Source organism: Homoserinimonas sp. A447 (assembly GCF_054489325.1).
Genome location: NZ_JBTMWW010000001.1, coordinates 74,129 through 96,051 on the forward strand (window position 1 = coordinate 74,129; position 21,923 = coordinate 96,051).

The window sequence follows — 21,923 nt, forward strand, 5'->3', positions numbered from 1 at the left end:
GGAATCCCGCCCCGGCGGCTTGTTTCATTCAATGACGAACTGCTGGCAGAATCGGGGCACCATGAAACTCGAATTGCGTGGCATCACCAAGCGCTTCGGCGCCTTGGTGGCCAACGATCAAATAGACCTCACCATCGAACCCGGAGAAATCCACTGTCTCCTCGGTGAAAACGGAGCCGGCAAGTCAACGCTGATGAACGTGCTCTACGGCCTCTACCACGCAGAAGAGGGCGAAATCCTGGTGGACGACGAGCCCGTCGTCTTCCACGGTCCTGGCGACGCCATGGCCGCCGGTATCGGCATGGTGCACCAGCACTTCATGCTGATCCCCGTCTTCACGGTTGCCGAGAATGTCATGCTCGGGCACGAGCCCACCAAGGGCGCCGGTGTGCTCGACCTGGCAGCGGCGCGTGACCTGGTCGGCAAGATCTCGGCACGCTTCGGATTCGACATCGACCCGGATGCCCTGATTGAAGACCTGCCCGTCGGTGCCCAGCAGCGGGTTGAGATCATCAAGTCGCTGGCCCGTGACGCGAAGGTGCTCGTGCTGGATGAGCCGACCGCCGTGCTGACGCCGCAGGAGACCGACGAGCTCATGGTCATCATGCGCCAGCTCGCCGACGCCGGCACGTCCATCGTCTTCATCACCCACAAGCTGCGCGAGGTGCGCGAGGTTGCGGACCGCATCACGGTCATCCGCCTCGGCAAGGTGGTCGGCACGGCTGACCCGAGCGCATCGACCACCGAACTCGCATCCCTCATGGTCGGTCGCGAGGTCGACCTGACGGTCGACAAGGACGCACCGAAGCTCGGCGCTGAGTCGTTCGTCGTCAAGAACCTGACCATCGTCGACAAGAAGGGCACACCCCTTCTCGATGACATCTCCTTCTCGATCCGGGCGGGAGAAGTGCTGGCCATCGCCGGTGTGCAGGGCAACGGCCAGACGGAATTGACCGAGGCCATCCTGGGACTGCGCCACGGCGTCAAAGGCTCGGTGATGCTCGACGGAGAAGAGCTGCTCGGTGACTCGGTGCGCAGCATCCTCGACGCCGGTGTCGGCTTCGTTCCGGAAGACCGCCAGAAAGACGGCCTCGTCGGAGAATTCACGGTCTCCGAGAACCTCATGCTCGACCGCAGCCACGGGGAGCCGTTCGCCAGGTACGCGAACCTGCGTCTCGGGTTCCGCGAAGATTTCGCAGGCAAGGCGATTGACGAATTCGACATCCGCACTCAAGGTTCTGACACCCTGGCCGGCCGCCTGTCAGGCGGAAACCAGCAGAAGGTCGTGCTGGCGCGGGAGCTCTCCCGGGAGCTGCGGTTGCTCGTCGCCTCGCAACCGACCCGTGGTTTGGATGTCGGGTCGATCGAGTTCGTCCACGAACGGATTATCAAGACTCGAGACTCCGGACTCCCGGTGCTCATCGTCTCCACCGAGCTCGACGAAGTCGTCGGCCTCGCTGACCGGATCGCTGTCATGTACCGCGGTCGCATAATCGGCATCGTCGGGGCTGACACGCCTCGGGCGAAGCTCGGCGAAATGATGGCGGGGATCGCAGCATGACCGAACAACTCATTCCCCCGGTCGCCGAAGAGGAACCGGCCAAGATCGCCCAGAAGTCGACCATGAACCAGGTGCTCCGCGAGATCATGGGCGGCGGAATCGTTCGCACCCTGCTCGCGATCCTGTGCGGCTTCATCGTCGGCGCGATCCTGATCGCCGCCACCAGCGAGGATGTCTCGCGGGTATCCGGATACTTTTTCTCGCGCCCGATGGACACCTTCTCCGCCGCCTGGGGTGCGATCACCGACGGCTACGGCGCGCTGTTCCGCGGTTCGATCTACAACGCCAACGCGAACAACTTCGCCACCGCGATCCGGCCGCTCACCGAGACGCTCCGCCTCGGGGCGCCGTTGATCGCATCCGGACTGGGCATCGCGCTGAGCTTCCGCGTCGGACTGTTCAACATCGGTGGCCAGGGACAACTCCTGATGGGTGTCGTGTTCGCGGGCTTCGTGAGCTTCGCCTGGCCGATGCCGCCCGTGCTGCACCTCGTGGTGGCGATCGTCTTCGGAATCCTCGGCGCAGCACTCTGGGGCAGTATCGTCGGCCTCCTGAAGGCGACCTCCGGCGCGCACGAGGTCATCGTGACCATCATGCTCAACTACGTCGCGGTCAACCTGGTGACCTGGCTCATGCGGTCCGGCATTCTCCATGACCCGGCCGCCGCGGGCAACCCGCAGTCGATCGCACCACTGGAGACGGCGCAACTGCCCCGCCTGCTCGGCGACGGCTTCGCCCTGCACGCCGGATTCCTGCTCGTCGTCGCCGCAACCATCCTTTATTGGTGGCTCATGGAGCGATCGACGATCGGCTTCCGGTTCCGCGCGGTCGGCATGAACCCGAATGCCGCGAAGACCGCCGGCATGAACGTGCCGAAGATCTACATCATCGCCATGGCATCCAGCGCCGCATTCGTCGGTGTCGCCGGAGTCAACCAGGTACTGGGACGGGCGAGCGGGGTCACCCCCAGCATCGACGCCGGTATCGGGTTCGATGGCATCACGGTCGCGCTCCTGGGAGCCGGCGGCGCTGTCGGCATCTTCTTCGCCGGGCTGCTGTTCGGCGCCATGAAAGCGGGCAGCCCGTCGATGCAGATCGCGGATGTCTCCCCAGAGGTTCTCCTCGTCGTGCAGGGTGTCATCGTGCTCTTCATCGCGGCGCCGCCACTGGTGAAGGCGATCTTCCGATTGCCGAAACCGGTGCACGACGGCCCCCTCAGTCAAGGCTGGCGGCGTCTCACGAGCAAGGACCGCATCACTGCCTACGCAAGCAAAGAAGAGGCAAGCAAATGACGACAGCGACTGCACCCGCCCCGGCCGCCGCCTCCACCGAGACAATGCTGCTGGCGCCCCGCAGCTGGAAGGCCCCGATCTCACTCGCGGTCTTCGCCGTACTCGCTCTCGTCGCATTCGGATTCGCTGGCGAGTCACAACAGGTGACGTTCACCTGGACGGCCAGTGGTGACGACGTCGTCATCCCCAACTGGGTCGAGGATGCCAAGCGCATCGGCATCGTGCTCGGTCTCGTCATGCTGGTCATGAGCGGCCTCTCCGCCTGGTGGACCTGGAATCGCCGGGCGACGCCGATCTGGTTCATCATCGTGTTCGGTGTCTTCTTCATCACGACTCTGCTCGCGTCAGTGGGTGCTGGTGGGCGAGTCCCGGTCATCTACCTGGCGACCGGAGCGCTCGCGCTGGCCGTGCCCGTCGTGCTTGGAGCCCTCGCCGGGGTCATGGGCGAACGGGTCGGGGTCGTCAATATCGCGATCGAAGGCCAACTGCTCATGGGAGCCTTCGCGGCGGCCGTCATCGGAACGGTGACCGGCAGCCTGCTGCTCGGTATCGCATCCGCCATGATCGCCGGAGCGCTGGTCGCCATGGTCCTGGCCTCGTTCTCCATCAAGTACCTGGTCGACCAGATCATCGTCGGTGTCGTGCTGAACGTGCTGGTCGCCGGCATCACCAGCTTTTTCTACTCGGCGGTGCTTGCCGGCAACGCGCGGGAGACGAACTTCCCGGGCACGCTTCCGTTCATCCCGATCCCCGGACTGTCGGACATCCCGCTGATCGGGCCGATCTTCCTCGACCACCGCATCACCACGTACCTGATGTTCATCCTGGTGCCGGTGATCGGGTTCCTGATGTACAAGACGCGGTGGGGCCTTCGCCTGCGGGCCGTCGGCGAGCATCCGCTGGCCGCGGACACCGTGGGCATCAACGTGAACCGCACCCGGTTCTGGGTGATGACGCTCGGTGGCCTGGTCGCCGGGCTCGGCGGCGCCGCGCTCAGCATCGGGTCGGTCGGACCGTTCATCCGCGACATGAGCGCCGGGCAGGGGTACATCGCCCTCGCCTGCGTCATCCTCGGCCGGTGGAACCCCTGGTACGCCTCCGCTGCAGCGCTGCTGTTCGGGTTCTCCCGGATCTTCCAGATCTGGGCCGGGCAGTCCGGCTCCGGCATCCCGTCGGACTTCATCGCCATGATCCCGTACGTGGTCACCCTGATCGCCGTCGCCGGCTTCGTCGGCAAGTCGATCGGCCCGGCCGCCGTCGGCAAGCCTTACGTGAAGTCATGACCATCGACTGGGATGGCCTCCGGGAGGTCGCGAACGCCGCGATGCGGAAGGCGTACGTGCCGTACTCGAACTTCCCGGTGGGGGCAGCGGCCATTGTGGACGACGGTCGCATCGTGAGCGGATGCAACGTGGAGAACGCCTCATACGGTGTCGGCCTGTGCGCGGAGTGCTCGCTCACTTCCGATCTGTTCATGAGCGGAGGCGGCAAGCTGGTCGCGTTCACCTGCGTCGACGGCAACGGGAACGTGCTCATGCCGTGCGGCCGATGCCGGCAGCTGCTCTACGAGCACTCCGCCGACGGAATGCTGCTCGAGACGGTGTCCGGCATCCGCACCATCGACCAGGTGCTGCCGGATGCGTTCGGTCCCCGCCAGCTGGACGACTACGCCACCAGCTGACCCTCCCCGGCACCCACCGCAATTGAGGGCTCTTATGTGCCATCCGCAGTGAATGAGGGAGTTTTTCACGCGGATGAGCGTGTTTCTCCTCCCTGAACGCTGCACCGAATCTGACAGGCTGGAATCATGAGCACTATCGAACCGTTCGACGTCGTCGACCTCATCCACGTCAAGCGCGATCGCGGCGCCCTCTCCACGGAGCAGGTGAACTGGCTGGTGGATGCCTACACCCGCGGCTATGTCGGCGACGAGCAGATGGCCGCGATGGCGATGGCGATCTTCATCAACGGGATGGAGCGCCGGGAGATCCGCGACCTCACGCTGGCGATGATCGCCAGTGGCGAGACGATGAACTTCGATTCGCTGTCGAAGCCAACCACCGACAAGCACTCGACCGGCGGTGTCGGCGACAAGATCACGCTCCCGCTCGCGCCACTCGTCGCATCCTTCGGCGTCGCTGTTCCGCAACTGTCCGGACGCGGCCTCGGCCACACCGGCGGCACGCTCGACAAACTGGAGAGCATCCCCGGCTGGCGCGCCGACCTCAGCAATGAGGAGTTCTTCGCCCAGCTGGAGAGTGTCGGCTCGGTCATCTGCGCCGCCGGCGCCGGCCTCGCCCCGGCCGACAAGAAGCTGTACGCCCTCCGCGACATCACCGGAACGGTCAACTCGATTCCGCTGATCGCCTCGTCGATCATGAGCAAGAAGATCGCTGAGGGCACCGCCTCCCTGGTGCTCGACGTGAAGTTCGGCTCCGGCGCGTTCCTGCAGGACCCGGCGCTGAGCCGCGAGCTGGCCGAGACCATGGTGGCGCTGGGCAAGGATGCCGGGGTCGCCACGATCGCGCTGCTCACCAACATGCACGTGCCGCTGGGTAACGCGATCGGCAACGCCAACGAGGTGCGGGAGTCGGTCGAGGTGCTGGCCGGTGGCGGACCGGCGGATGTCGTGGAACTCACCGTCGCCCTCGCGCGCGAGATGCTCGCCCTGGCGGGCCAGCCCGAAGCCGACGTCGAGGCCGCGCTGAAGGATGGCCGGGCGATGGACACCTGGAACGCGATGATCCGCGCGCAGGGCGGCGACCCGACGGCCGAGCTGCCGATTGCCCGCGAGACGCATGTGGTCACGGCCTCCCGCTCAGGTGTGCTCGTCGCCCAGGAGGCCCTGCCGTTCGGGATCGCCGCCTGGCGCCTGGGTGCCGGCCGCGCCCGCAAGCAGGACCCGGTGCAGCACGCCGCCGGCATCGACCTGCACGCCAAGCCGGGCGACACCGTGACCGAGGGGCATCCACTGTTCACCCTGTCGGCGGATGAGCCGGCCCGCTTCGAGCGTGCCTTGGAGGCACTCGAGGGTGCGTACCGCATCGGGGACGCCGGTGACCAGGTGGAGGACGGCGGCCCGCTGATCGCCGGCCGCGTCGACTAGCCGCACTCGTCCTGAGGGGCTCACCGCAGCATCCGCCCCCTGCTGCCGCAACCACGAGCCTGTTTGTTGACCACGAGCCGTCTCGAGGGCTGTCGCCGTCAACGAACGGGCTCGTGGTCGGCTGCGACGCGGAGCTGGAGCGTTATCACAGGGGCGCCGGAGCATCCGAACCGGTAGATTTGAGGCATGAACACTGCCCCCGAGGTCTTCCTGCTCCAGGGCGGTGGCGTGAACATCAGCGCCCTGCCTAAAGTGTCCCTGCACGATCACCTCGACGGCGGGCTGCGTCCGCAGACCATCATCGAGCTGGCGGATGAGGTCGGTCTCGACCTCCCGGCGGCCGACCCGACCTCCCTGGCCGAGTGGTTCTCCACCAGCGCCGACTCCGGCTCGCTGGTCGAGTACCTGAAGACATTCGACGTCACCACCGGCGTCATGCAGACCACGGACGGGTTGGCGCGCGTCGCCCGGGAGTTCGTCGAAGACCTGCACGCGGACGGCGTGATCTACGGCGAGATCCGCTGGGCGCCCGAGCAGCACCTGACCCGCGGCCTGACCCTCGACCAGGCTGTCGAAGCGGTGCAGGAGGGCCTCGAAGCCGGCGTCGAAGAGGTGCAGCACGCCGGCGGTCGCATCCGCGTCGGCCAGTTGGTGAGCGCCATGCGCCACGCCGACCGCGGGCTGGAGATCGCCGAGCTTGCGGTGCGCCATCGCAACAACGGCGTCGTCGGGTTCGACATCGCAGGAGCGGAGGCCGGCTTCCCGGCCGGGCGGATGCGTGACGCTTTCGACTACCTGGCGACGCACTTCCTGCCGGTGACCGTGCATGCCGGCGAGGCGGACGGGATCGACAGCATCCGCGGCGCCCTTTTCGACGGCCGCGCCCTCAGGCTCGGCCATGGCGTTCGCATTGCCGAAGACGTCGAAATGGACGACGAGGACGGCGAGAACACCTACGTCACGCTCGGACCGGTCGCTGAGTGGGTGAAGGATCGCGGGATCGCTCTCGAGCTGAGCCCGTCGTCTAACCTGCAGACCAACGCCTGGGGCACCGAGCTTGCCGATCATCCGTTCGACCTGCTGTACCAGCTCGGGTTCCGCGTGACCGTGAATACGGACAACCGGCTGATGAGCAACACCTCGCTCAGCCGCGAACTGTCGCTGCTCAGCGACACGTTCGGCTACGACGTCAGCGACCTCGAGGTGTTCCAGTTGAACGCGGCCGAGGCGGCGTTCCTCCCCCTGGAGGACCGCGAGGAGCTGGCCGAAGCGATCAGCGCCGGATTCGAGCAGGCCTGAGGATGGTGCTGCCACCGCTCACCGAAGCCGGAGTCGTGCTGAACGCCGAAGCCGAGGACTGGCGCGCCGCCGTGCGCGTGGCCGGTCACGCCCTGGCCGCGATGGGCTCGGCGCGCGACGGCTACGCCGAGGAGATGATCCGGATGATCGACGAGCACGGTCCGTACGTGGTTATCGCCCCCGGGCTCGCCTTCGCACACGCGCGCCCCGGCCCGGACGTGCTCGCCGACGGGCTGGCCGTCGTGACGCTGAAGGATCCGGTGCCGTTCGGGCATCCGCACAATGACCCGGTTCGCGTGGTGCTGGGGCTCGCCATCCTGCGGGTCGAGACCCACCTGGCATCCGTCGCCGCCATCGCCAACATTTTCAACGATTCGGATGCTGTCAATGCCATCGCCGCGGCGACCACCGCCGACGAGGTGCTGGAGATCATGGGTACCGGCCGGTGAAGATCGTCGCGATCTGCGGGGCCGGGATCGGCAGTTCGGCGATCCTGAAGGTCAACGCGGAGCGCGTGCTGCGACGGCTCGGGATCGACGCGGAGGTGGTTGCGGCAGACGTGGGCACGGTGGTCTCCGTTGCGGACGACGCCCAGGTCATCCTCACGTCGGCCGAGTTCGTGGAGGCGATCGGCAAGACCTATGCGGAAGTGATCGTCGTCGACAACTTCTTCGACACCGACGAGCTCCAGCGGAAACTGCACCGGGCGCTCGGCTGAACCTGCCTCCGCGTAATTCGCGGTCGCTGGCGAGTCTGTTGCCAGCCACGAGTCGGTTCATTCTGCGGGTACTCCGCTCCGGCAACCCACAACTCGGCCCGACTCGGCGACCCGAACTGGTGCCCGAAACTGAAGGAGATCCCGGTTCCAGGGCTGCTTTCCGCGTCAACCGGTCAGCGGCGCGCCGATCTCCCTCGTTTTCGGTGCACGCCACCCGCCGAACACGAGCGCGCCGCTGACCACGGCGAGTGCAGCCCCGGCCGTGCTGAACGCGAACATGAAATACGCGACCGCCACGCCGATCGCCACGACGACGCTGATGCCGACCAGCGCGGGTCCGCGGTACGGCAGCAGCACGCCGGCCATCGTTCCCGCCCAGACGGCGACGAACGCGGGAATGGCGAGGAACAGCCCGCCACTCAGGTCGACACCGGTGGCCCAGGCGAAGCTGGTGACGGCAACACCGAGCCCGCTGATGACCAGCCCGATCTTCGGTCCTGCCCGGCCGGGAGCCCACTTCTGGCCCAGCGCCGCCATCAGCGGCACGGCGGCCAGGTTGCCGCCGGCGGCCATGATCCCCATCGCCTGGGTGGCGGCATCCGTTCCCGCGAGCATGATGCCGGCCACCAGACCGTACCCCAGGGACAACACAGTCATCGCGAAGGCGACCATTGCGAGCGGACGAACACCCCGGCCGGCGGATGCTCGGGTCCGGGTCGCCGGCGCCAGCGTGCGCCCTCGCAGCCCGATCACGAGCATCAGCGCAACACCGACGACGACCGCCGCCGGTGCCGACAGCAGCAGCGGGATCACGAACGGCACGCTGAGCAGACCAATCGCCACACCCATCAACACGCGCGGAATCGGGCGCATCCGCAGCCTGGATGCGACGGCAACGCCGACGGATGCTCCGAGCAGCACGATCGCGCAGGCCGCGGCCGGGATGAACAGCTCGCCGAGCGGGGAGCGGGGTGCACCGGCATCCGCTTCACCGAAGCCGACCGACCAGGAGACCAAGGTGAGCGTGGCGGATGCCATGCCGAGCACGAACGGCGGGATCACCACCAGGCGCGTGCGTGCGCTGAGGAAGAGGAACGCCAGGCTGAGACCCAACGCCGTCGGGGCGATGCCCAGGATGGCTGCGGACCCGAACCCGAAGAGTGGAGCGAGGAAGGCGTAGGCGCCGGCGATGACCGTGATTCCTGCCAAGGCAAGCGAAACTCGGGTGTTCTTCACCCCCGCACTCTAGCGGCGACTAGGCGATCAGGGCCCGCATCCCTGCCTCGAGGTCGGCGACCAGCGCCGTCGCAGCGGCCACCCGCTCGGGTGCCGTGCCATCCGTCGACGATGCGTCGATGTAGATCTTCAGCTTCGGCTCTGTGCCACTCGGGCGCACGATGATGCGCGATCCGCCGGCGAGCCAGATGCGCAGGATGTCGGCGGCAGGGAATGGTCCGAAGCCTCCGGAGAAGTCGTCCATCCGGCTGACTATCGCGCTGCCGATGGTGGCCGGTGGTACCGCCCGCAGAGCGCTCATCACCCGGGTGATCTCGCCCAGGTCGGTCACGCGGATCGAGATCTGCGACGACGCATACGCGCCGAAGGTTGCGGCGAAGTCGAGCAGGTGCTCGTCGAGGGTGCGACCGGATGCCTTCAGCTCGGCCATGAGGCCCAGGAAGTCGAGCGCGGCGGAGATGCCGTCCTTGTCGCGCACCTTGTCCGGGTCGACGAGGTACCCGAGCGCCTCCTCATAGCCGTAGGCGAGGCCGCCGGCGCGGGATATCCACTTGAAGCCAGTGAGGGTGTCGACGTAGTCCAGGTTGAACTTGCGGGCGATCTCCCGGAGTGCCGGCGAGCTGACCACGGATGCGGCGAGCGTGCCTTCTGTGCCGGCCGCCCGCATCCGCATGGCAGCTCGCCAGCCGAGCAGTGAGCCGACCTCGTTGCCGCTGAGTCGTCGCCAGGCCCCGTTGTCGGTGCCGTCCGCGCTCGGGCCGTTCGTTGTGGGCACCGCGACGGCCAGCCGGTCGGCATCCGGGTCGTTGGCGATGATCAGCTCTGCGCCGACGCTGGTCGCGGTGGCGAAGGCCAGGTCGAGGGCGCCGGGCTCCTCCGGGTTGGGGAACGCGACGGTGGGGAAGGTGGCATCCGGCTGGTCCTGCTCGGCCACAACAGTCGGCTCGCCGAAGCCGGCGTCCGCGAACACGCGCCTGGCGGTCTCAGAACCGACGCCGTGCATGGCCGTGTAGACGAAGTTCAGGGGAACGGTCGGGGGAGTGCCGAGTAATACGGTGCGGCGCACATACTCGTCGACCACCTCGTCATCCGCTGCTTCATAGTCGGTGGAGCGCGGCAGGTCGAGCACGATGGATGTGCCGGCGACGGCGCGAATCTGCTCCTCGATGTGGGCGTCGGCGGGGGAGACGATCTGCGCGCCCTGGTCGGCGCCGCCGAGGTAGACCTTGTAGCCGTTGTCGTTCGGCGGGTTGTGCGACGCCGTCACCATGACGCCGGCACTCACGTCGAAATGGCGCACCGCGAAGGCGAGAACCGGTGTCGGCAGCAGACGGGGGAGCAGGATGGCGCGCACCCCGGCGCCGGCCATGAGCTCCGCCGTGTCGGTCGCGAAGATGCGGGAGTTCTTGCGCCCGTCGTAGCCGATGACGACGGATGGGGTCTTTTCGCGGGCGAGCAGGTAGGCGGCGAACCCGGCGGCCGCCTGCGCGACCAGCACGCGGTTCATCCCGTTCGGCCCGGCCTGGATCGGGCCGCGGAGCCCGGCCGTGCCGAACGTGAGCCGGGACCCGAAGCGGCGGCGCAGTTCGGTGATGGCGCCTTCGCTGCCGGTTTCGGCATCCGCTATCAGGGCGCCCAACTCGGTGCGGGTCTCATCGTCTGGATCCTGCGCGAGCCACGCCTTCGCGGCGTCGACGGGGGTCACAGCGCAGCCACGATTCGGGCGAGCAGCGCGCTGATCACCGGCTCGGCCGACCGGCCGGCCTCGATGACCTCGTCGTGGCTGAGCGGGGTGCTCTGGATGCCGGCGGCCAGGTTGGTGACCAGCGACAGCCCGAGGATTTCCATGCCGGACTGCCGGGCGGCGATCGCCTCGAGCGCCGTCGACATTCCCAGGAGGTGGCCGCCCATCGCCTGGGCCATCCTGACCTCGGCCGGGGTCTCGTAGTGCGGGCCCCGGTTTTGCACGTAGACGCCCTCGTCGAGGTCGGGGTCGACGCTGTGGGCGATGGCGCGGAGGCGCTGCGAGTACAGGTCGGTGAGGTCGATGAAGGTGGCGCCCTCCAGCGGGGAGTCAGCCGTCAGGTTGATGTGGTCGCCGATCAGCACGGGAGTGCCGGGGGTCCAGTGCTCCTTGATGCCGCCTGCGCCGTTCGTAAGGATCATCGTCGTCGCGCCGGTCGCCGCCGCGGTGCGCACGCTGTGCACGACCCGGCGCACGCCGTGGCCCTCGTAGTAGTGGGTGCGGGCGCCGATGACGAGGGCACGCTTGCCGCTCGGGAGCAGAATGGACCGCAGCGAGCCGACGTGCCCCTCCAGCGCCGGCCTGCTGAAGCCGGTGATCTCGGTCGCCGGGATGGTCGCGGTGGTCTCGCCGATCAGGTCGGCCGCTTTCGCCCATCCGCTGCCGAGGGTGAGCGCGATGTCGTGCCGGGCGACGCCGGTCTTCTCGGCAATCTCGGCTGCGGCGGTGGCGGCGACCTCGAACGGGTCGGTCGCGAGCTCGTCCAAGATGTGTGGCTGGGTAGGCATCCGTCCACTCTAATTGCCACGGGGTGGTGCCGAAAATGAAGGACATCCGCGCATTGGAGCGCTAATCCGCTCCACAACGGCCGTCTGCGGGGCAGATCTCCTTCATTTTGTGCACGGCGGATGCCTGCGGCGGGTTCGGCAGGCATCCGCGGCTGGGAGAGAATAGGGCAATGGCCAACGAATTCGAGCGCAAGCAGAGCATCGCGATCCTCGGAGGAGGACCCGGCGGGTATGAGGCGGCACTCGCCGGCGCCCAACTCGGCGCCGAGGTCACCCTGGTCGAGCGGGTCGGGGTCGGCGGCTCGGCCGTGCTGACCGATGTCGTACCGTCCAAGACGCTGATCGCCACCGCTGAGGCGGCGAACGCGATCGGCGAGGCGAGCGACCTGGGCGTGCAGATTTTCGCGCGCGGCGGTGATGGCCAGCCGGTTCGCCCGGGCATCGCCGTCAACCTGCACGCCGTCAACCAGCGACTGCTGCGGCTGGCGCGGCAGCAATCCGAAGACATGAAGTCGCAGTTGACCCGTGCCGGCGTGCGCATCGTGCAGGGCGAGGGGCGCCTGGACGGCCCCAACTGCGTCATCGTCGCCAACGGCAAGGGCAAGAACGCGACCGACTTCGACCGCATCGAGGCGGACACACTGGTCATCTCGGTCGGGTCGAGCCCGCGCATCCTGGACTCCGCCATCCCCGACGGCGAGCGCATCCTCACCTGGACCCAGCTCTACACCCTCGAGTCGATTCCGGAGCACCTGATCGTGGTCGGTTCCGGCGTGACCGGGGCGGAGTTCGCATCCGCCTACAACGCGCTCGGCTCCAAGGTGACGCTCATCTCCAGCCGCGACCAGGTGCTGCCGGGCGAGGACGAGGATGCTGCCCGCGTCATCGAGGACGTCTTCACCCGCAACGGCATGAACGTGATGAACAAGTCGCGTGCCAGCAGCATCGTGCGCGACGGCGACACAGTCGTCGCGACGCTGACGGATGGCCGAGTTGTCGAGGGCAGCCACTGCCTGATGGCCGTCGGCTCCGTGCCCAACACCGCAGGCATCGGGCTGGAGGATGCCGGGGTGCAGTTGACGGATTCCGGCCACATCCGGGTCAACCGGGTGGCGCGCACCAGCCTGCCCTCCGTGTACGCGGCCGGCGACTGCTCCGACTTCCTGCCGCTGGCATCCGTCGCCTCCATGCAGGGGCGCACCGCGGTGTACCACGCGATGGGCGACGCGGTGAACCCGACCGAGCTGCGCAACGTGACGTCGAACATTTTCACCCAGCCGGAGATCGCGACCGTCGGCTGGACCCAGAAGCAGATCGAGTTGGGCGAGGTGCGCGGCGACGTGTACAAGTTGCCGCTGGCACAGAACCCGCGCGCCAAAATGATGGGGATCAAGGACGGTTTCGTGAAACTGTTCGCGAGCTCAGGGTCCGGGGCGGTGATCGGCGGCGTGATCGTGGCGCCGAAGGCATCCGAGCTGATCCTGCCGATCTCGATCGCGATCGAGCACCGGCTGACCGTCGACGATGTCGCGCAGGCGTTCGCCGTGTACCCGTCCCTCTCCGGCAGCATCACGGACGCCGCCCGCGCCCTGCACCAGGCCCCGTAGCCCGTCCCGCCGGCCGGGGTCGCCCGCCCGCGCGCCACCCTCCTAACGATGACGGTGTTTGTCGATGATGCGCCCGTTCGATGGAGGGTCATCGTCGACAACTAGTGTCATCGTTTGCTGTGTTGGTACGGCCTCCGCTCCTCCACACCGCCCAGCAGCGCGGGAGTGTCCTCCAAGGTCGACTGCGATCGATTGGTGACTGAATCATCACTAACCATGTCAGGATGCTCAACTACATCAGCGAGGAATGGCGCGACGGACTTGTACTGGCAAGAGAACAGGTGAAGCTGGGCGCGCGAAGTGACTTCTATTCGCGAGTGCAGAAGGGTGATCTCGTTGCGGTGGCGCGGGGTGCGTACGTAACCCAGGAGGCGTGGGCGCAACTCGGTTCAGATTCCCGCTATCGCGCCCGAGTGAAGGCGACTGCTGCGCTATCGCGCCGTCGGCTGGTGTTCTCGCATCACTCCGCCGCAGCATTGTGGCGTCTGCCCATTGTTGGTCACTGGCCCAACCAAGTCCACGTCATTGTGGGGCGGTCCGGAGGAGGGCGGTCGAGCGCGATGGTCGCACGTCACACAGTCGGGATTCCTGCCGACCTTGAAACGATTGACGGGTTGACGGTTACGACGCTTGCGAGAACGGTGGTGGACTGCGCGAAGGTGTTGACATTCGGTCCCGCCGTGGCAATGGCGGATGCTGCGCTTCGCAGAACGGGGCATCCAATCGATGGCCCGCCGCCGACCAAGCTTGTATCAAGCGACCTCGTTCGCGAGGCATCCGTGCTGGCCCTCCGCCAGTCCTCGGCGAAAATCGCGAGAGTGATCGAGTTCGCAAATGGCGCAGCCGATCGACCGGGCGAGTCGTTGAGTCGGGTGAGCATGTTCCGGGCGGGCATCACGATGCCTCGTCTCCAGGTCGAGCTCTTCGGGGCGAGCGGGCGTCGCTATGTTGTCGACTTCTGGTGGCCCCAGTTCGGTGTCATTGGTGAGTTCGACGGCAAGGACAAATACCGCAATCCGGTGTTTCTTCGGGGGCGCACCCCGGAGCAGGCACTTCTTGACGAAAAGGATCGCGAGGACGACTTGCGCGCCGCGGGCCACGCGATGGTCAGGTGGGGGTGGACTGTCGCACGGTCACCTCAACTGCTGGTGAGCAAGCTCACCCGAGCAGGGGTGCACTGAGATGGGTCGTCAACGATGACGGGCTTTGTCGACGATGACGTGCAATCTAACAGGGTCATCATCGACGAAGGACGTCATCGTCGGGTGTCGAGGGGCGCGAGCCGCCGGACTAGACGATGTTGAGCAGCAGGTGCCCGGATGACACGGTCGCGCCGACGGTGGCGTTCACTCCCGAGATGGTCCCGTCTTTGTGCGCGGTCAGGGGTTGCTCCATCTTCATGGCCTCCAACACCAGCACGAGGTCTCCCTTGACGACCTTGTCACCCTCGGCGACCGCGAACTTGACGACGGTCGCCTGCATGGGCGCCTTCACCGAGTCGCCGGTCGCGGTGACGATGGCCCCGCCGCCGGCGCGACGGCGCGGGGGAGCGGTCAGCGCCCCGCCGCCGCTCGGCGCGGAGCCCAGCGACTCCGGCAGGCCGACTTCGATGCGCTTGCCGTCCACCTCGATGACGACGGTGCGCCGCGCCTGTGCCGGCGCCGCGTCTTCCAGCGACCCGCTCCACGGTTCGATCTGGTTGTCGAATTCGGTTTCGATCCAGCGCGTGTAGATGCTGAATGGCGATGAGGTGAAGGCGGGGTCGCGCACGATGGCGCGGTGGAACGGCAGCACTGTCGGGAGTCCCGCCACCTCGAATTCGTCGAGCGCGCGCCGGGAGCGTTCGAGCGCATCCTCGCGGTTGTGCCCGGTGACGATCAGCTTGGCCAGCAGTGAGTCGAACGCGCCGCTGATGACGTCGCCGGTGGTGACGCCGCTGTCGACGCGTACGCCGGGGCCGCCGGGCTTGCGCAGCACGTGCACGGGGCCCGGCGACGGCATGAAGTTTCGGCCCGGGTCTTCCCCGTTGATGCGGAACTCGAACGAGTGCCCACGCGGCGCCGGGTCGTCGTAGTCGAGCGCGCCGCCCTCGGCGATGCGGAACTGTTCCCGCACCAGGTCGATGCCGGTGATCTCTTCGGAGACCGGATGTTCCACCTGCAGTCGCGTGTTCACCTCGAGGAACGAGACGGTTCCGTCGGCGGCGACGAGGAACTCGCAGGTGCCTGCACCCACATAGCCGACCTCGCGGAGGATGGCCTTCGATGAGCTGTACAGCAGGGCGTTCTGCTCGTCGCTGAGGAATGGTGCCGGCGCTTCTTCGACCAGTTTCTGGTGGCGGCGCTGCAGCGAGCAGTCGCGGGTGGAGATGACGACGACGTTGCCGTACTGGTCGGCGAGGCACTGCGTTTCGACGTGCCGGGGCTTGTCCAGGTACTTCTCGACGAAGCACTCGCCGCGTCCGAACGCGGTGATCGCCTCACGGGTGGCCGACTCGAACAGTTCGGGGACCTCTTCGCGGGTGCGGGCGACTTTGAGCCCGCGTCCGCCGCCGCCGAAGGCTGCTTTGATGGCGACCGGCAGGCCGTGGGTGTCGACGAAGTCGAGTACTTCTGCGGCATCCGCCACCGGGTTGAGGGTGCCCGGCGCGAGTGGGGCGCCGACTTTCTCGGCGATGTGCCGGGCGGAGACCTTGTCGCCGAGTTGCTCGATGGCGCTGGGGGAGGGGCCGACCCAGATCAGTCCGGCGTCGATGACGGCCTGGGCGAACTGGGCGTTCTCGGCGAGGAATCCGTAGCCGGGGTGCACCGCATCCGCTCCCGACCGCCTGGCGATGGAGAGGATCTTGTCGATGACCAGGTACGTTTCGGCGCTGGTGGTGCCTTCGAGTGCGTACGCCTCGTCGGCGAGTTTGACGTGCCGGGCGTCCCGGTCCTGGTCGGCGTAGACGGCGACGGTGGCGATGCCGCTGTCTTTCGCTGCCCGGTTGATTCGGACCGCAATCTCTCCACGGTTGGCGATCAGAAGTTTCGAGATACGGGGCATAGTTGTTTAGCCTATTCCGGTTCTGACCCCGCTATTTGGCGAAAGCCCACAAATTTGACGGATGCCTTCGTGGGGATGTCGACAACTTCAGCGGTTCCAGAGTTCGTGCCAGCCCACCCCGAACCCGTCCCGCAGCAGGCTGCGCAGTGTCGGTATGGAGAGTCCGATGACGGTGCTCGGGTTGCCGTCGATGCGGCGGATGAACGCCTGCCCGCGGCTGTCGACGGTGAATGCGCCCGCCACCGACAGCGGCTCCCCGGTGCCGATGTAGGCGTCGATTTCGGCGGCCGTGACGTCGGCCGCGAACTCGACGCTGGCATCCTCGACCGCGCCGATCCCGGCGCAGGCTATGCCGGAGTGCACGCTGCCGGCCCGGTGGTCGATGACCCAGTGCCCGGAGTGCAGCACCCCGGTTCGCCCGACCATCCGCTGCCAGCGCTCCCGCGCGACGGCTGCCGTGTGAGGCTTCCCGTACACGGTTCCGTCGAGCTCGAACGCCGAGTCGCCGCCCAGGATGAACCCGTCGATAGCTGAACCGTCGACCAGTTGCCCGACGACGGCTTCGGCTTTCAGCCGGGCAAGTTCGTACACGGTTTCGGATGCTGTCAGCGGCCTCCCAAGGCCAGCGGCCAGCGAGGCGACTGCCGCCTCTTCGTCCACCCCGGGGCTGATCAGCCCGGCCGGTTCGACGCCCGCCGCGCGCAGTGTCGCCAGCCGTGCCGGTGAGGTGGAGGCCAGGTAGAGGCGCACGCGGGCTCCTATGCTCTAGGGATGGGCGAATGGCAGGGCAGGCAGCTGGAAATCGACGTTACCAACGTAGCTCACGGCGGTATCGCGGTCGGGCGGCACGAGGGCCGGGTGGTGTTCGTCAGCGACGCTATCCCCGGCGAGCGGGTGGTGGCCCGCGTGAGCGACGACTCGAAGGCGAAGTTCTGGCGGGCTGAGACGGTGAGCGTGGTGACCCCGTCTGAGCACCGCCAGGAGCACGTCTGGTCGGCGGCATCCGTCGACCGTGACCCGGATGAGCGTGCGGGCGGCGCCGAGTTCGGGCACATCCGCCTGGATCACCAGCGGGAGTTGAAGCGTCAGGTGCTGGCGGATGCCCTGCAGCGCATGGCCGGAATCGAGAGTCAGGTCGTGGTCGAGCCGATCCCCGGGAACGAGGACGGCACCGGCTGGCGCACCCGCCTGCGCCTGCACGTCGCGGAGGACGGCACCCTCGGCCCGTACGCGGTCCGCTCGCACCGGGTCATCCAGGTGGCGGATGTCCCGCTGGCCACGCCCGAGGTGGCCGCGATCACTCCGCTCGACGAGAAGTTCCCCGGTTCGACCCACGTCGACGTGATTGCCCCGTCGGTGGGCAACGCCTTCGTGCTCGCCGGCGGTGAGAAGACGAAGCAGAAGCGCCACGCCATCACCGAGCAGGTCGGCGACAGGATGTTCCGGCTCGACGTGCACGGTTTCTGGCAGGTGCACCGGTCGGCGGCCCAGACCCTGACCACGGCGGTGCAGGATGCGATCGACCCCGACCTCTTCGACGCCCGGGCGGCGAACCAGGACCTTTACGGCGGGGTCGGCCTGCTGGCCGCCGCCGTCGGCGACCGCTTCGGCAGGCAGACGAGGATCACCACGGTGGAGAGCGACTCTCTGGCCACCGATCACGCCGCCGAGAACCTGGCCGAGTGGCTGGGCGCATCCGGTGTGACGTCCCGCGTCGACCGCTACCTGAACCAGTTGGCGAAGGCGCGCACCAGCCTGGCCGGTGCCACGGTGGTGCTCGACCCGCCGCGTTCGGGAGCGGGCAGGGCGGTCGTCGATTCTCTGGCGTCGCTCTCGCCGTCACAGCTGGTCTACGTCGCCTGCGACCCGGTCGCGCTGGCCCGCGACCTGGGCCTGCTGCAGGAGCGCGGCTACGAACTGACCCGGCTGCGGGCGTTCGACTTGTTCCCGCACACTCACCACGTCGAGGCGGTTGCGACACTGGTGAAGACGGATGCCACGAGGTGAGCGATCGGGTCGCATGGCCTCCCGAAATGGCGAGACTGCGCAGGTCGGCTCGGCGTCTCTTCCCCGTATCGCTGAGCCCACCCGATAGCATGTGTTCAGTAGTTGCTGGTCTTCCAGCTAGCTGGGGGAGACGGGAATGACGATGAGCCAAAGCGAGAGTCCGTCTATGAACCTCGGCCGGTCGACTCGACAGGTACGGGTTTCTGTGGTGGACGACCATGAATCGGTGAGACTGGGCCTGAAGGCCGCCTGCGATGAGGCCGGTTTCGACTTCATCCTGGCTGCAGCATCCGTTGACGACTTCGTCGCCGGCCTGAACGGCCGCGAGAACGATGTGGTCGTACTCGATCTGTCCCTCGGCGACGGTTCCACCGTCACGGAGAACGTGAAGCGTGTGCAGGCCACAGGCTCAGCCGTGCTGGTGCACAGCATCGCAGACCGGGTCGCGCTGGTGCGTGAGGCCCTGGCTGCCGGTGCCGCCGGTGTGATCCCGAAGTCGTCGGCGACGCAGATCGTGATGAGCGCCGTCGAGTCCGTTGCCCGCGGCGACGTGCTGAACAACCTCGAGTGGGCTACCGCGATCGATGCCGACCGTGACTTCGCGAAGGCGCAATTGGGCCGTCGTGAGCGTGAGATCCTGCACCTCTACGCCTCAGGCCTCCCGCTCAAGCTTGCTGCGGAGCAACTGGGCATCGGCTACTCGACCGCGCGGGAGTATCTCGACCGGATCCGCGCCAAGTACATCGAGGTCGGCCGCCCGGCACCCACCAAGGTCGACCTGCTCAGGCGCGCAGTCGAGGACGGGATTCTTCCGGGGCTCGACTCCGACGGCGTTGATGTCCGTTAGGGCTGCCGCGAAACCCGTCGCGCGCCAGCCCCGCCCTGCCCGCAGGCCGATCAGCCGTGCGCTGATCGAGATTGTCGCCTCCCGCTCGGTCGCCTTCTTCGGCCTCGCGTTCGGTGCGCAGACGATTCCGGTGGCGCTCGACCAGTGGAAGTACGCGAACGACATCTGGTTCCTGACAATAGGGGTTGCCCTGTTCGGCGGCCTGGTGCTGGCGGTGATCGCGTCGATTGTCAAGCGCTGGGTGCGTGCCGCGAACGCGTTCGTGCTGGTGGTGTTCCTCATTGCCCTGATCACCTGGCCGATCGGGCTGGAGGGGGAACAGTGGACGAGCCCCGACCGGCCGTGGTTGTGGTTCCTCGTCACGGTGGCCACCGCCGCCGCAGCGATCGCCCTGCCGGTGTGGGTGGCCACCTTCTACCTGTTGCTCGCCCCGTTGCTGTACGGCATCATCCGCTCTAGTTCGTCCGGCGGCAGCGTGCACCCGGCGCTGGTCAGCCTTGACGTCATCTATGCCGTCATCCTGGGCGGTGCCGTGCTGATCATCGTGACGATGCTGCGCGGTGCGGCGGCGGCGGTGGATGCCGCCCAGGCGACGGCGCTGAGCCGCTACGTTGACGCCGTGCGGGAGCACGCGACCGAGGTCGAGCGCGTTCAGGTGGACGCGATCGTGCACGACAGCGTGCTGACGACCCTGTTGTCTGCCGGCAAGGCGGATAGCGTCGAGTCGAGGGCGATGGCTGGGCGAATGGCGACGGATGCGATCGGTCACCTGCAGAGGGAGACGTCGACTTCGACGGTCGACGCGGTCGATGTGGGCGTGCAGGCATTGGCAGACCGCATCGGCCTGGCCGCGTCGACGCTGAGCGCGATCATCGACGTGCGCACCTCCACCATCGGGGAGAGCGCCATCCCGGCGTCGGCTGCCGAAGCGCTCTACTCGGCAAGCCTGCAGGCGATGGTGAACAGCCTGCAGCATGCCGGCGATGCGCCCGGCGTCACCCATTGGGTGCTGGTGACCAGCCAGGCGGATGGTGGCGTTCTCATCGAGGTGGGCGACACCGGGCGCGGATTCTCTTTGGAGGAGATTCCGGTGGAGCGGCTTGGACTGCGAGTGTCCATCATCGACCGGGTGTCGAACGCCGGGGGTTCGGTCGAAGTCGACTCCGTCCCGGGTGAGGGCACCGCGATCCGGCTCTTGTGGCCGGCGCCGGTGCCCCGCCGCATCCGCCCCTCCACGCTCGTGGGTGATGCCTCATGATCACCGTCCCGCGGTACATGATCGTGGCGTTGGCCGCGGTGTTCTCGGTCTACCACCTGCTGCTCGGTACCCTCTCCATCAACGCAGGCTCGTCGCCGGCCCTGTACCTGGTGGCCATGGTGCTCTACGCCGGGGCGACCGTGCTCAGCCTGCTGCCAACCAGGCGCCGTCGGATGCAGCTGTGGCTTGCGGCGTTCAACCTTGCGATCGCGGTGGCTGCGCCCATCCTGGTGACCAGTCAGCTGTTGGTGGCCGGCGCCGACTATGTTCCGGGTTCCGACCGGTCGACCTGGTACGTGGCCGCGGTGGGCACCCTGATGGTGATCACCTCGGCGAGGCGGCGTCACTGGTTCGCCTGGGCCGGGGTCGCGGCTCTCGTGGTGCAGACGGCGCTGTGGGCCGGACCGGGCGCCCTGGCGTCGCTCGGGGTCGTGGGCAGCGTGCTCTGGGTCGGGGTGTCGCATGCGCTGTCGCGGTCCCTCGACAAGGCTGGGCGCGACGCCCGCACCTACGCCCTCGCGGAGCGCGAGGCCGCCGAGTGGCGGGCAGCACAGGAGGCGCACCTCTTCGAGCGCCAGTTCCGCCTGGAGCAGACGAGCCGCATGGCGCTCCCGATGCTGAGGCACATCGTGGACGTTGGCGGCGAATTGACGTCCGGCCAACGTCAGGAGTGCCTGTACCTGGAGGGTGGGATTCGCGACGAGATCCGCGGTCGCAAGCTGCTCAACGACCGCGTGCGCGAGCAGGTGATGGTCGCCCGCCGACGCGGCAAGGTGGTGAACCTTCTCGATGAGGGCGGTGTCGACGACCTGCGGGAGGACGAGCTCGAGCGCGTTCACAATGAGCTGGCCAAGGCGATCCGCGATACGACGGCCAACCTGATCATCGCCCGCACGGTTCCGGAGGGGTCGGATGTCGCGGTCACGGTGGTCGGGCTGAGCGCCACTGGCGAGGGTGAGGCCCGCGCCCTCGGTTCTGAGGCCGCTGAGGACGACGAGGATCGCGTCGACCTATGGCTGGAGATTCCCCGCGAAGTGCGGAAGGCCGCGTCGCCGGTGGAGCACTAGCTTCTCTGTGGGTTGAGTGGGCCCGCCAGGGCCGTAGTTCCCCTGAGTAGGTCGCGCAGCGACCGAATCGAAGGGTCGAAACCTGGTGCCGGTTAAATGCGAGAGGGCCGGATACCCCTACCCGGCCCAATCGCTAAACCCCGAGTCAGGGCGATAACCCGAATACCGCCCTGACTCGCCCCCAATTCGTTAGCTCGCTTACCCTAGTCAGCTAACGATTGGCGGGTGTACCTCTATGAGAAACACCTAGCAACATCAATACTGCATGGTTGGACCGTATCGCAAAAGTCGTCACTTCGGGGGACGGTCGGGGGACAAATCTACTGAACACTCCCGGAAAACAGGAGG

The 21,923-nt window shown here is 67.3% G+C and carries 19 protein-coding genes; 14 read left to right on the forward strand and 5 right to left on the reverse strand.

Annotation, left to right across the window (positions count from 1 at the left end; genetic code table 11):
- Positions 1–61: 61 nt before the first annotated feature.
- From ACX3O0_RS00370 to ACX3O0_RS00405, 8 genes are all read left to right on the forward strand, one after another.
- A complete protein-coding gene (locus ACX3O0_RS00370; RefSeq protein ID WP_459089954.1) occupies positions 62–1,561 on the forward strand; it encodes an ABC transporter ATP-binding protein in 1,500 nt (499 codons plus the stop codon).
- Positions 1,558–2,853: an ABC transporter permease gene (locus ACX3O0_RS00375; RefSeq protein WP_459106376.1), complete on the forward strand. Its 1,296-nt coding sequence runs from the start codon at positions 1,558–1,560 to the stop codon at positions 2,851–2,853. Before ACX3O0_RS00370 ends, ACX3O0_RS00375 begins: the two co-directional genes overlap by 4 nt.
- Positions 2,850–4,136 carry an ABC transporter permease gene (locus ACX3O0_RS00380; RefSeq protein WP_459106377.1) on the forward strand — a complete coding sequence of 429 codons (1,287 nt, stop codon included), beginning with the start codon at positions 2,850–2,852 and terminating at the stop codon, positions 4,134–4,136. The genes ACX3O0_RS00375 and ACX3O0_RS00380 overlap by 4 nt, the downstream gene beginning before the upstream one ends.
- Positions 4,133–4,534 (forward strand): cytidine deaminase, encoded by a 402-nt coding sequence (locus ACX3O0_RS00385; protein ID WP_459106378.1) that lies wholly within the window; start codon positions 4,133–4,135, stop codon positions 4,532–4,534. The genes ACX3O0_RS00380 and ACX3O0_RS00385 overlap by 4 nt, the downstream gene beginning before the upstream one ends.
- Positions 4,535–4,660: 126 nt before the next feature.
- The gene (locus ACX3O0_RS00390) at positions 4,661–5,959 is read left to right on the forward strand and encodes a thymidine phosphorylase (RefSeq protein WP_459106379.1); all 1,299 of its coding nucleotides are present in this window, start codon (positions 4,661–4,663) and stop codon (positions 5,957–5,959) included.
- 186 nt (positions 5,960–6,145) lie between these two features.
- Complete coding sequence (locus ACX3O0_RS00395) at positions 6,146–7,258, forward strand: adenosine deaminase (RefSeq protein ID WP_459089964.1); 1,113 nt, start codon at positions 6,146–6,148, stop codon at positions 7,256–7,258.
- Between the two features lie 2 nt (positions 7,259–7,260).
- Entirely contained in the window at positions 7,261–7,707 is a 447-nt protein-coding gene (locus ACX3O0_RS00400; protein WP_459106380.1) for a PTS sugar transporter subunit IIA, read from the forward strand.
- Positions 7,704–7,976 (forward strand): PTS sugar transporter subunit IIB, encoded by a 273-nt coding sequence (locus ACX3O0_RS00405; protein WP_459089968.1) that lies wholly within the window; start codon positions 7,704–7,706, stop codon positions 7,974–7,976. Before ACX3O0_RS00400 ends, ACX3O0_RS00405 begins: the two co-directional genes overlap by 4 nt.
- 165 nt (positions 7,977–8,141) lie before the next feature.
- On the opposite strand, the gene ACX3O0_RS00410 is transcribed toward ACX3O0_RS00405, so the two are convergent.
- From ACX3O0_RS00410 to ACX3O0_RS00420, 3 genes are read right to left on the reverse strand one after another with little or no spacing between them, the layout of a single operon-like run.
- Positions 8,142–9,212, reverse strand: coding sequence for a hypothetical protein (locus tag ACX3O0_RS00410; RefSeq protein ID WP_459106381.1), 1,071 nt, complete (start codon positions 9,210–9,212; stop codon positions 8,142–8,144).
- A 19-nt stretch (positions 9,213–9,231) separates the two neighbouring features.
- Positions 9,232–10,917: a phospho-sugar mutase gene (locus tag ACX3O0_RS00415; protein ID WP_459106382.1), complete on the reverse strand. Its 1,686-nt coding sequence runs from the start codon at positions 10,915–10,917 to the stop codon at positions 9,232–9,234.
- Positions 10,914–11,744, reverse strand: a complete 831-nt coding sequence (locus tag ACX3O0_RS00420) for a purine-nucleoside phosphorylase (protein ID WP_459106383.1) — start codon at positions 11,742–11,744, stop codon at positions 10,914–10,916. Before ACX3O0_RS00420 ends, ACX3O0_RS00415 begins: the two co-directional genes overlap by 4 nt.
- A 170-nt stretch (positions 11,745–11,914) precedes the next feature.
- Here ACX3O0_RS00420 and ACX3O0_RS00425 point away from each other — a divergent pair, with 170 nt between their 5' ends.
- Both ACX3O0_RS00425 and ACX3O0_RS00430 read left to right on the forward strand, forming a co-directional pair.
- Positions 11,915–13,351 (forward strand): NAD(P)H-quinone dehydrogenase, encoded by a 1,437-nt coding sequence (locus tag ACX3O0_RS00425; protein WP_459089976.1) that lies wholly within the window; start codon positions 11,915–11,917, stop codon positions 13,349–13,351.
- A gap of 224 nt (positions 13,352–13,575) precedes the next feature.
- Positions 13,576–14,532 carry a hypothetical protein gene (locus ACX3O0_RS00430; RefSeq protein WP_459106384.1) on the forward strand — a complete coding sequence of 319 codons (957 nt, stop codon included), beginning with the start codon at positions 13,576–13,578 and terminating at the stop codon, positions 14,530–14,532.
- A 109-nt stretch (positions 14,533–14,641) separates the two neighbouring features.
- Here the strand turns inward: ACX3O0_RS00430 and ACX3O0_RS00435 are convergent, their stop codons facing one another.
- Together ACX3O0_RS00435 and ACX3O0_RS00440 are read right to left on the reverse strand one after the other, a co-directional pair.
- Positions 14,642–16,396 (reverse strand): acetyl/propionyl/methylcrotonyl-CoA carboxylase subunit alpha, encoded by a 1,755-nt coding sequence (locus ACX3O0_RS00435; protein ID WP_459106385.1) that lies wholly within the window; start codon positions 16,394–16,396, stop codon positions 14,642–14,644.
- Positions 16,397–16,483: 87 nt separating this feature from the next.
- Positions 16,484–17,146, reverse strand: coding sequence for a Maf family protein (locus ACX3O0_RS00440; protein ID WP_459106386.1), 663 nt, complete (start codon positions 17,144–17,146; stop codon positions 16,484–16,486).
- A gap of 21 nt (positions 17,147–17,167) precedes the next feature.
- Here ACX3O0_RS00440 and ACX3O0_RS00445 point away from each other — a divergent pair, with 21 nt between their 5' ends.
- From ACX3O0_RS00445 to ACX3O0_RS00460, 4 genes are all read left to right on the forward strand, one after another.
- Positions 17,168–18,403 carry a class I SAM-dependent RNA methyltransferase gene (locus ACX3O0_RS00445; RefSeq protein WP_459106387.1) on the forward strand — a complete coding sequence of 412 codons (1,236 nt, stop codon included), beginning with the start codon at positions 17,168–17,170 and terminating at the stop codon, positions 18,401–18,403.
- A gap of 142 nt (positions 18,404–18,545) precedes the next feature.
- Entirely contained in the window at positions 18,546–19,250 is a 705-nt protein-coding gene (locus tag ACX3O0_RS00450; protein ID WP_459108421.1) for a response regulator transcription factor, read from the forward strand.
- The gene (locus ACX3O0_RS00455) at positions 19,240–20,508 is read left to right on the forward strand and encodes a sensor histidine kinase (protein WP_459106388.1); all 1,269 of its coding nucleotides are present in this window, start codon (positions 19,240–19,242) and stop codon (positions 20,506–20,508) included. Before ACX3O0_RS00450 ends, ACX3O0_RS00455 begins: the two co-directional genes overlap by 11 nt.
- Positions 20,505–21,575, forward strand: a complete 1,071-nt coding sequence (locus tag ACX3O0_RS00460; RefSeq protein ID WP_459106389.1) for a hypothetical protein — start codon at positions 20,505–20,507, stop codon at positions 21,573–21,575. Before ACX3O0_RS00455 ends, ACX3O0_RS00460 begins: the two co-directional genes overlap by 4 nt.
- The last annotated feature ends 348 nt before the right edge of the window (positions 21,576–21,923 follow it).

Coding starts and splice junctions, on each gene's coding strand:
- ACX3O0_RS00370 (WP_459089954.1), top strand. CDS start 62: ATGAAACTCGAATTGCGTGGCATCACCAAGCGCTTCGGCGCCTTGGTG.
- ACX3O0_RS00375 (WP_459106376.1), top strand. CDS start 1,558: ATGACCGAACAACTCATTCCCCCGGTCGCCGAAGAGGAACCGGCCAAG.
- ACX3O0_RS00380 (WP_459106377.1), top strand. CDS start 2,850: ATGACGACAGCGACTGCACCCGCCCCGGCCGCCGCCTCCACCGAGACA.
- ACX3O0_RS00385 (WP_459106378.1), top strand. CDS start 4,133: ATGACCATCGACTGGGATGGCCTCCGGGAGGTCGCGAACGCCGCGATG.
- ACX3O0_RS00390 (WP_459106379.1), top strand. CDS start 4,661: ATGAGCACTATCGAACCGTTCGACGTCGTCGACCTCATCCACGTCAAG.
- ACX3O0_RS00395 (WP_459089964.1), top strand. CDS start 6,146: ATGAACACTGCCCCCGAGGTCTTCCTGCTCCAGGGCGGTGGCGTGAAC.
- ACX3O0_RS00400 (WP_459106380.1), top strand. CDS start 7,261: ATGGTGCTGCCACCGCTCACCGAAGCCGGAGTCGTGCTGAACGCCGAA.
- ACX3O0_RS00420 (WP_459106383.1), bottom strand. CDS start 11,744: ATGCCTACCCAGCCACACATCTTGGACGAGCTCGCGACCGACCCGTTC.
- ACX3O0_RS00425 (WP_459089976.1), top strand. CDS start 11,915: ATGGCCAACGAATTCGAGCGCAAGCAGAGCATCGCGATCCTCGGAGGA.
- ACX3O0_RS00430 (WP_459106384.1), top strand. CDS start 13,576: ATGCTCAACTACATCAGCGAGGAATGGCGCGACGGACTTGTACTGGCA.
- ACX3O0_RS00435 (WP_459106385.1), bottom strand. CDS start 16,396: ATGCCCCGTATCTCGAAACTTCTGATCGCCAACCGTGGAGAGATTGCG.
- ACX3O0_RS00445 (WP_459106387.1), top strand. CDS start 17,168: ATGGGCGAATGGCAGGGCAGGCAGCTGGAAATCGACGTTACCAACGTA.
- ACX3O0_RS00450 (WP_459108421.1), top strand. CDS start 18,546: ATGAGCCAAAGCGAGAGTCCGTCTATGAACCTCGGCCGGTCGACTCGA.
- ACX3O0_RS00455 (WP_459106388.1), top strand. CDS start 19,240: ATGTCCGTTAGGGCTGCCGCGAAACCCGTCGCGCGCCAGCCCCGCCCT.
- ACX3O0_RS00460 (WP_459106389.1), top strand. CDS start 20,505: ATGATCACCGTCCCGCGGTACATGATCGTGGCGTTGGCCGCGGTGTTC.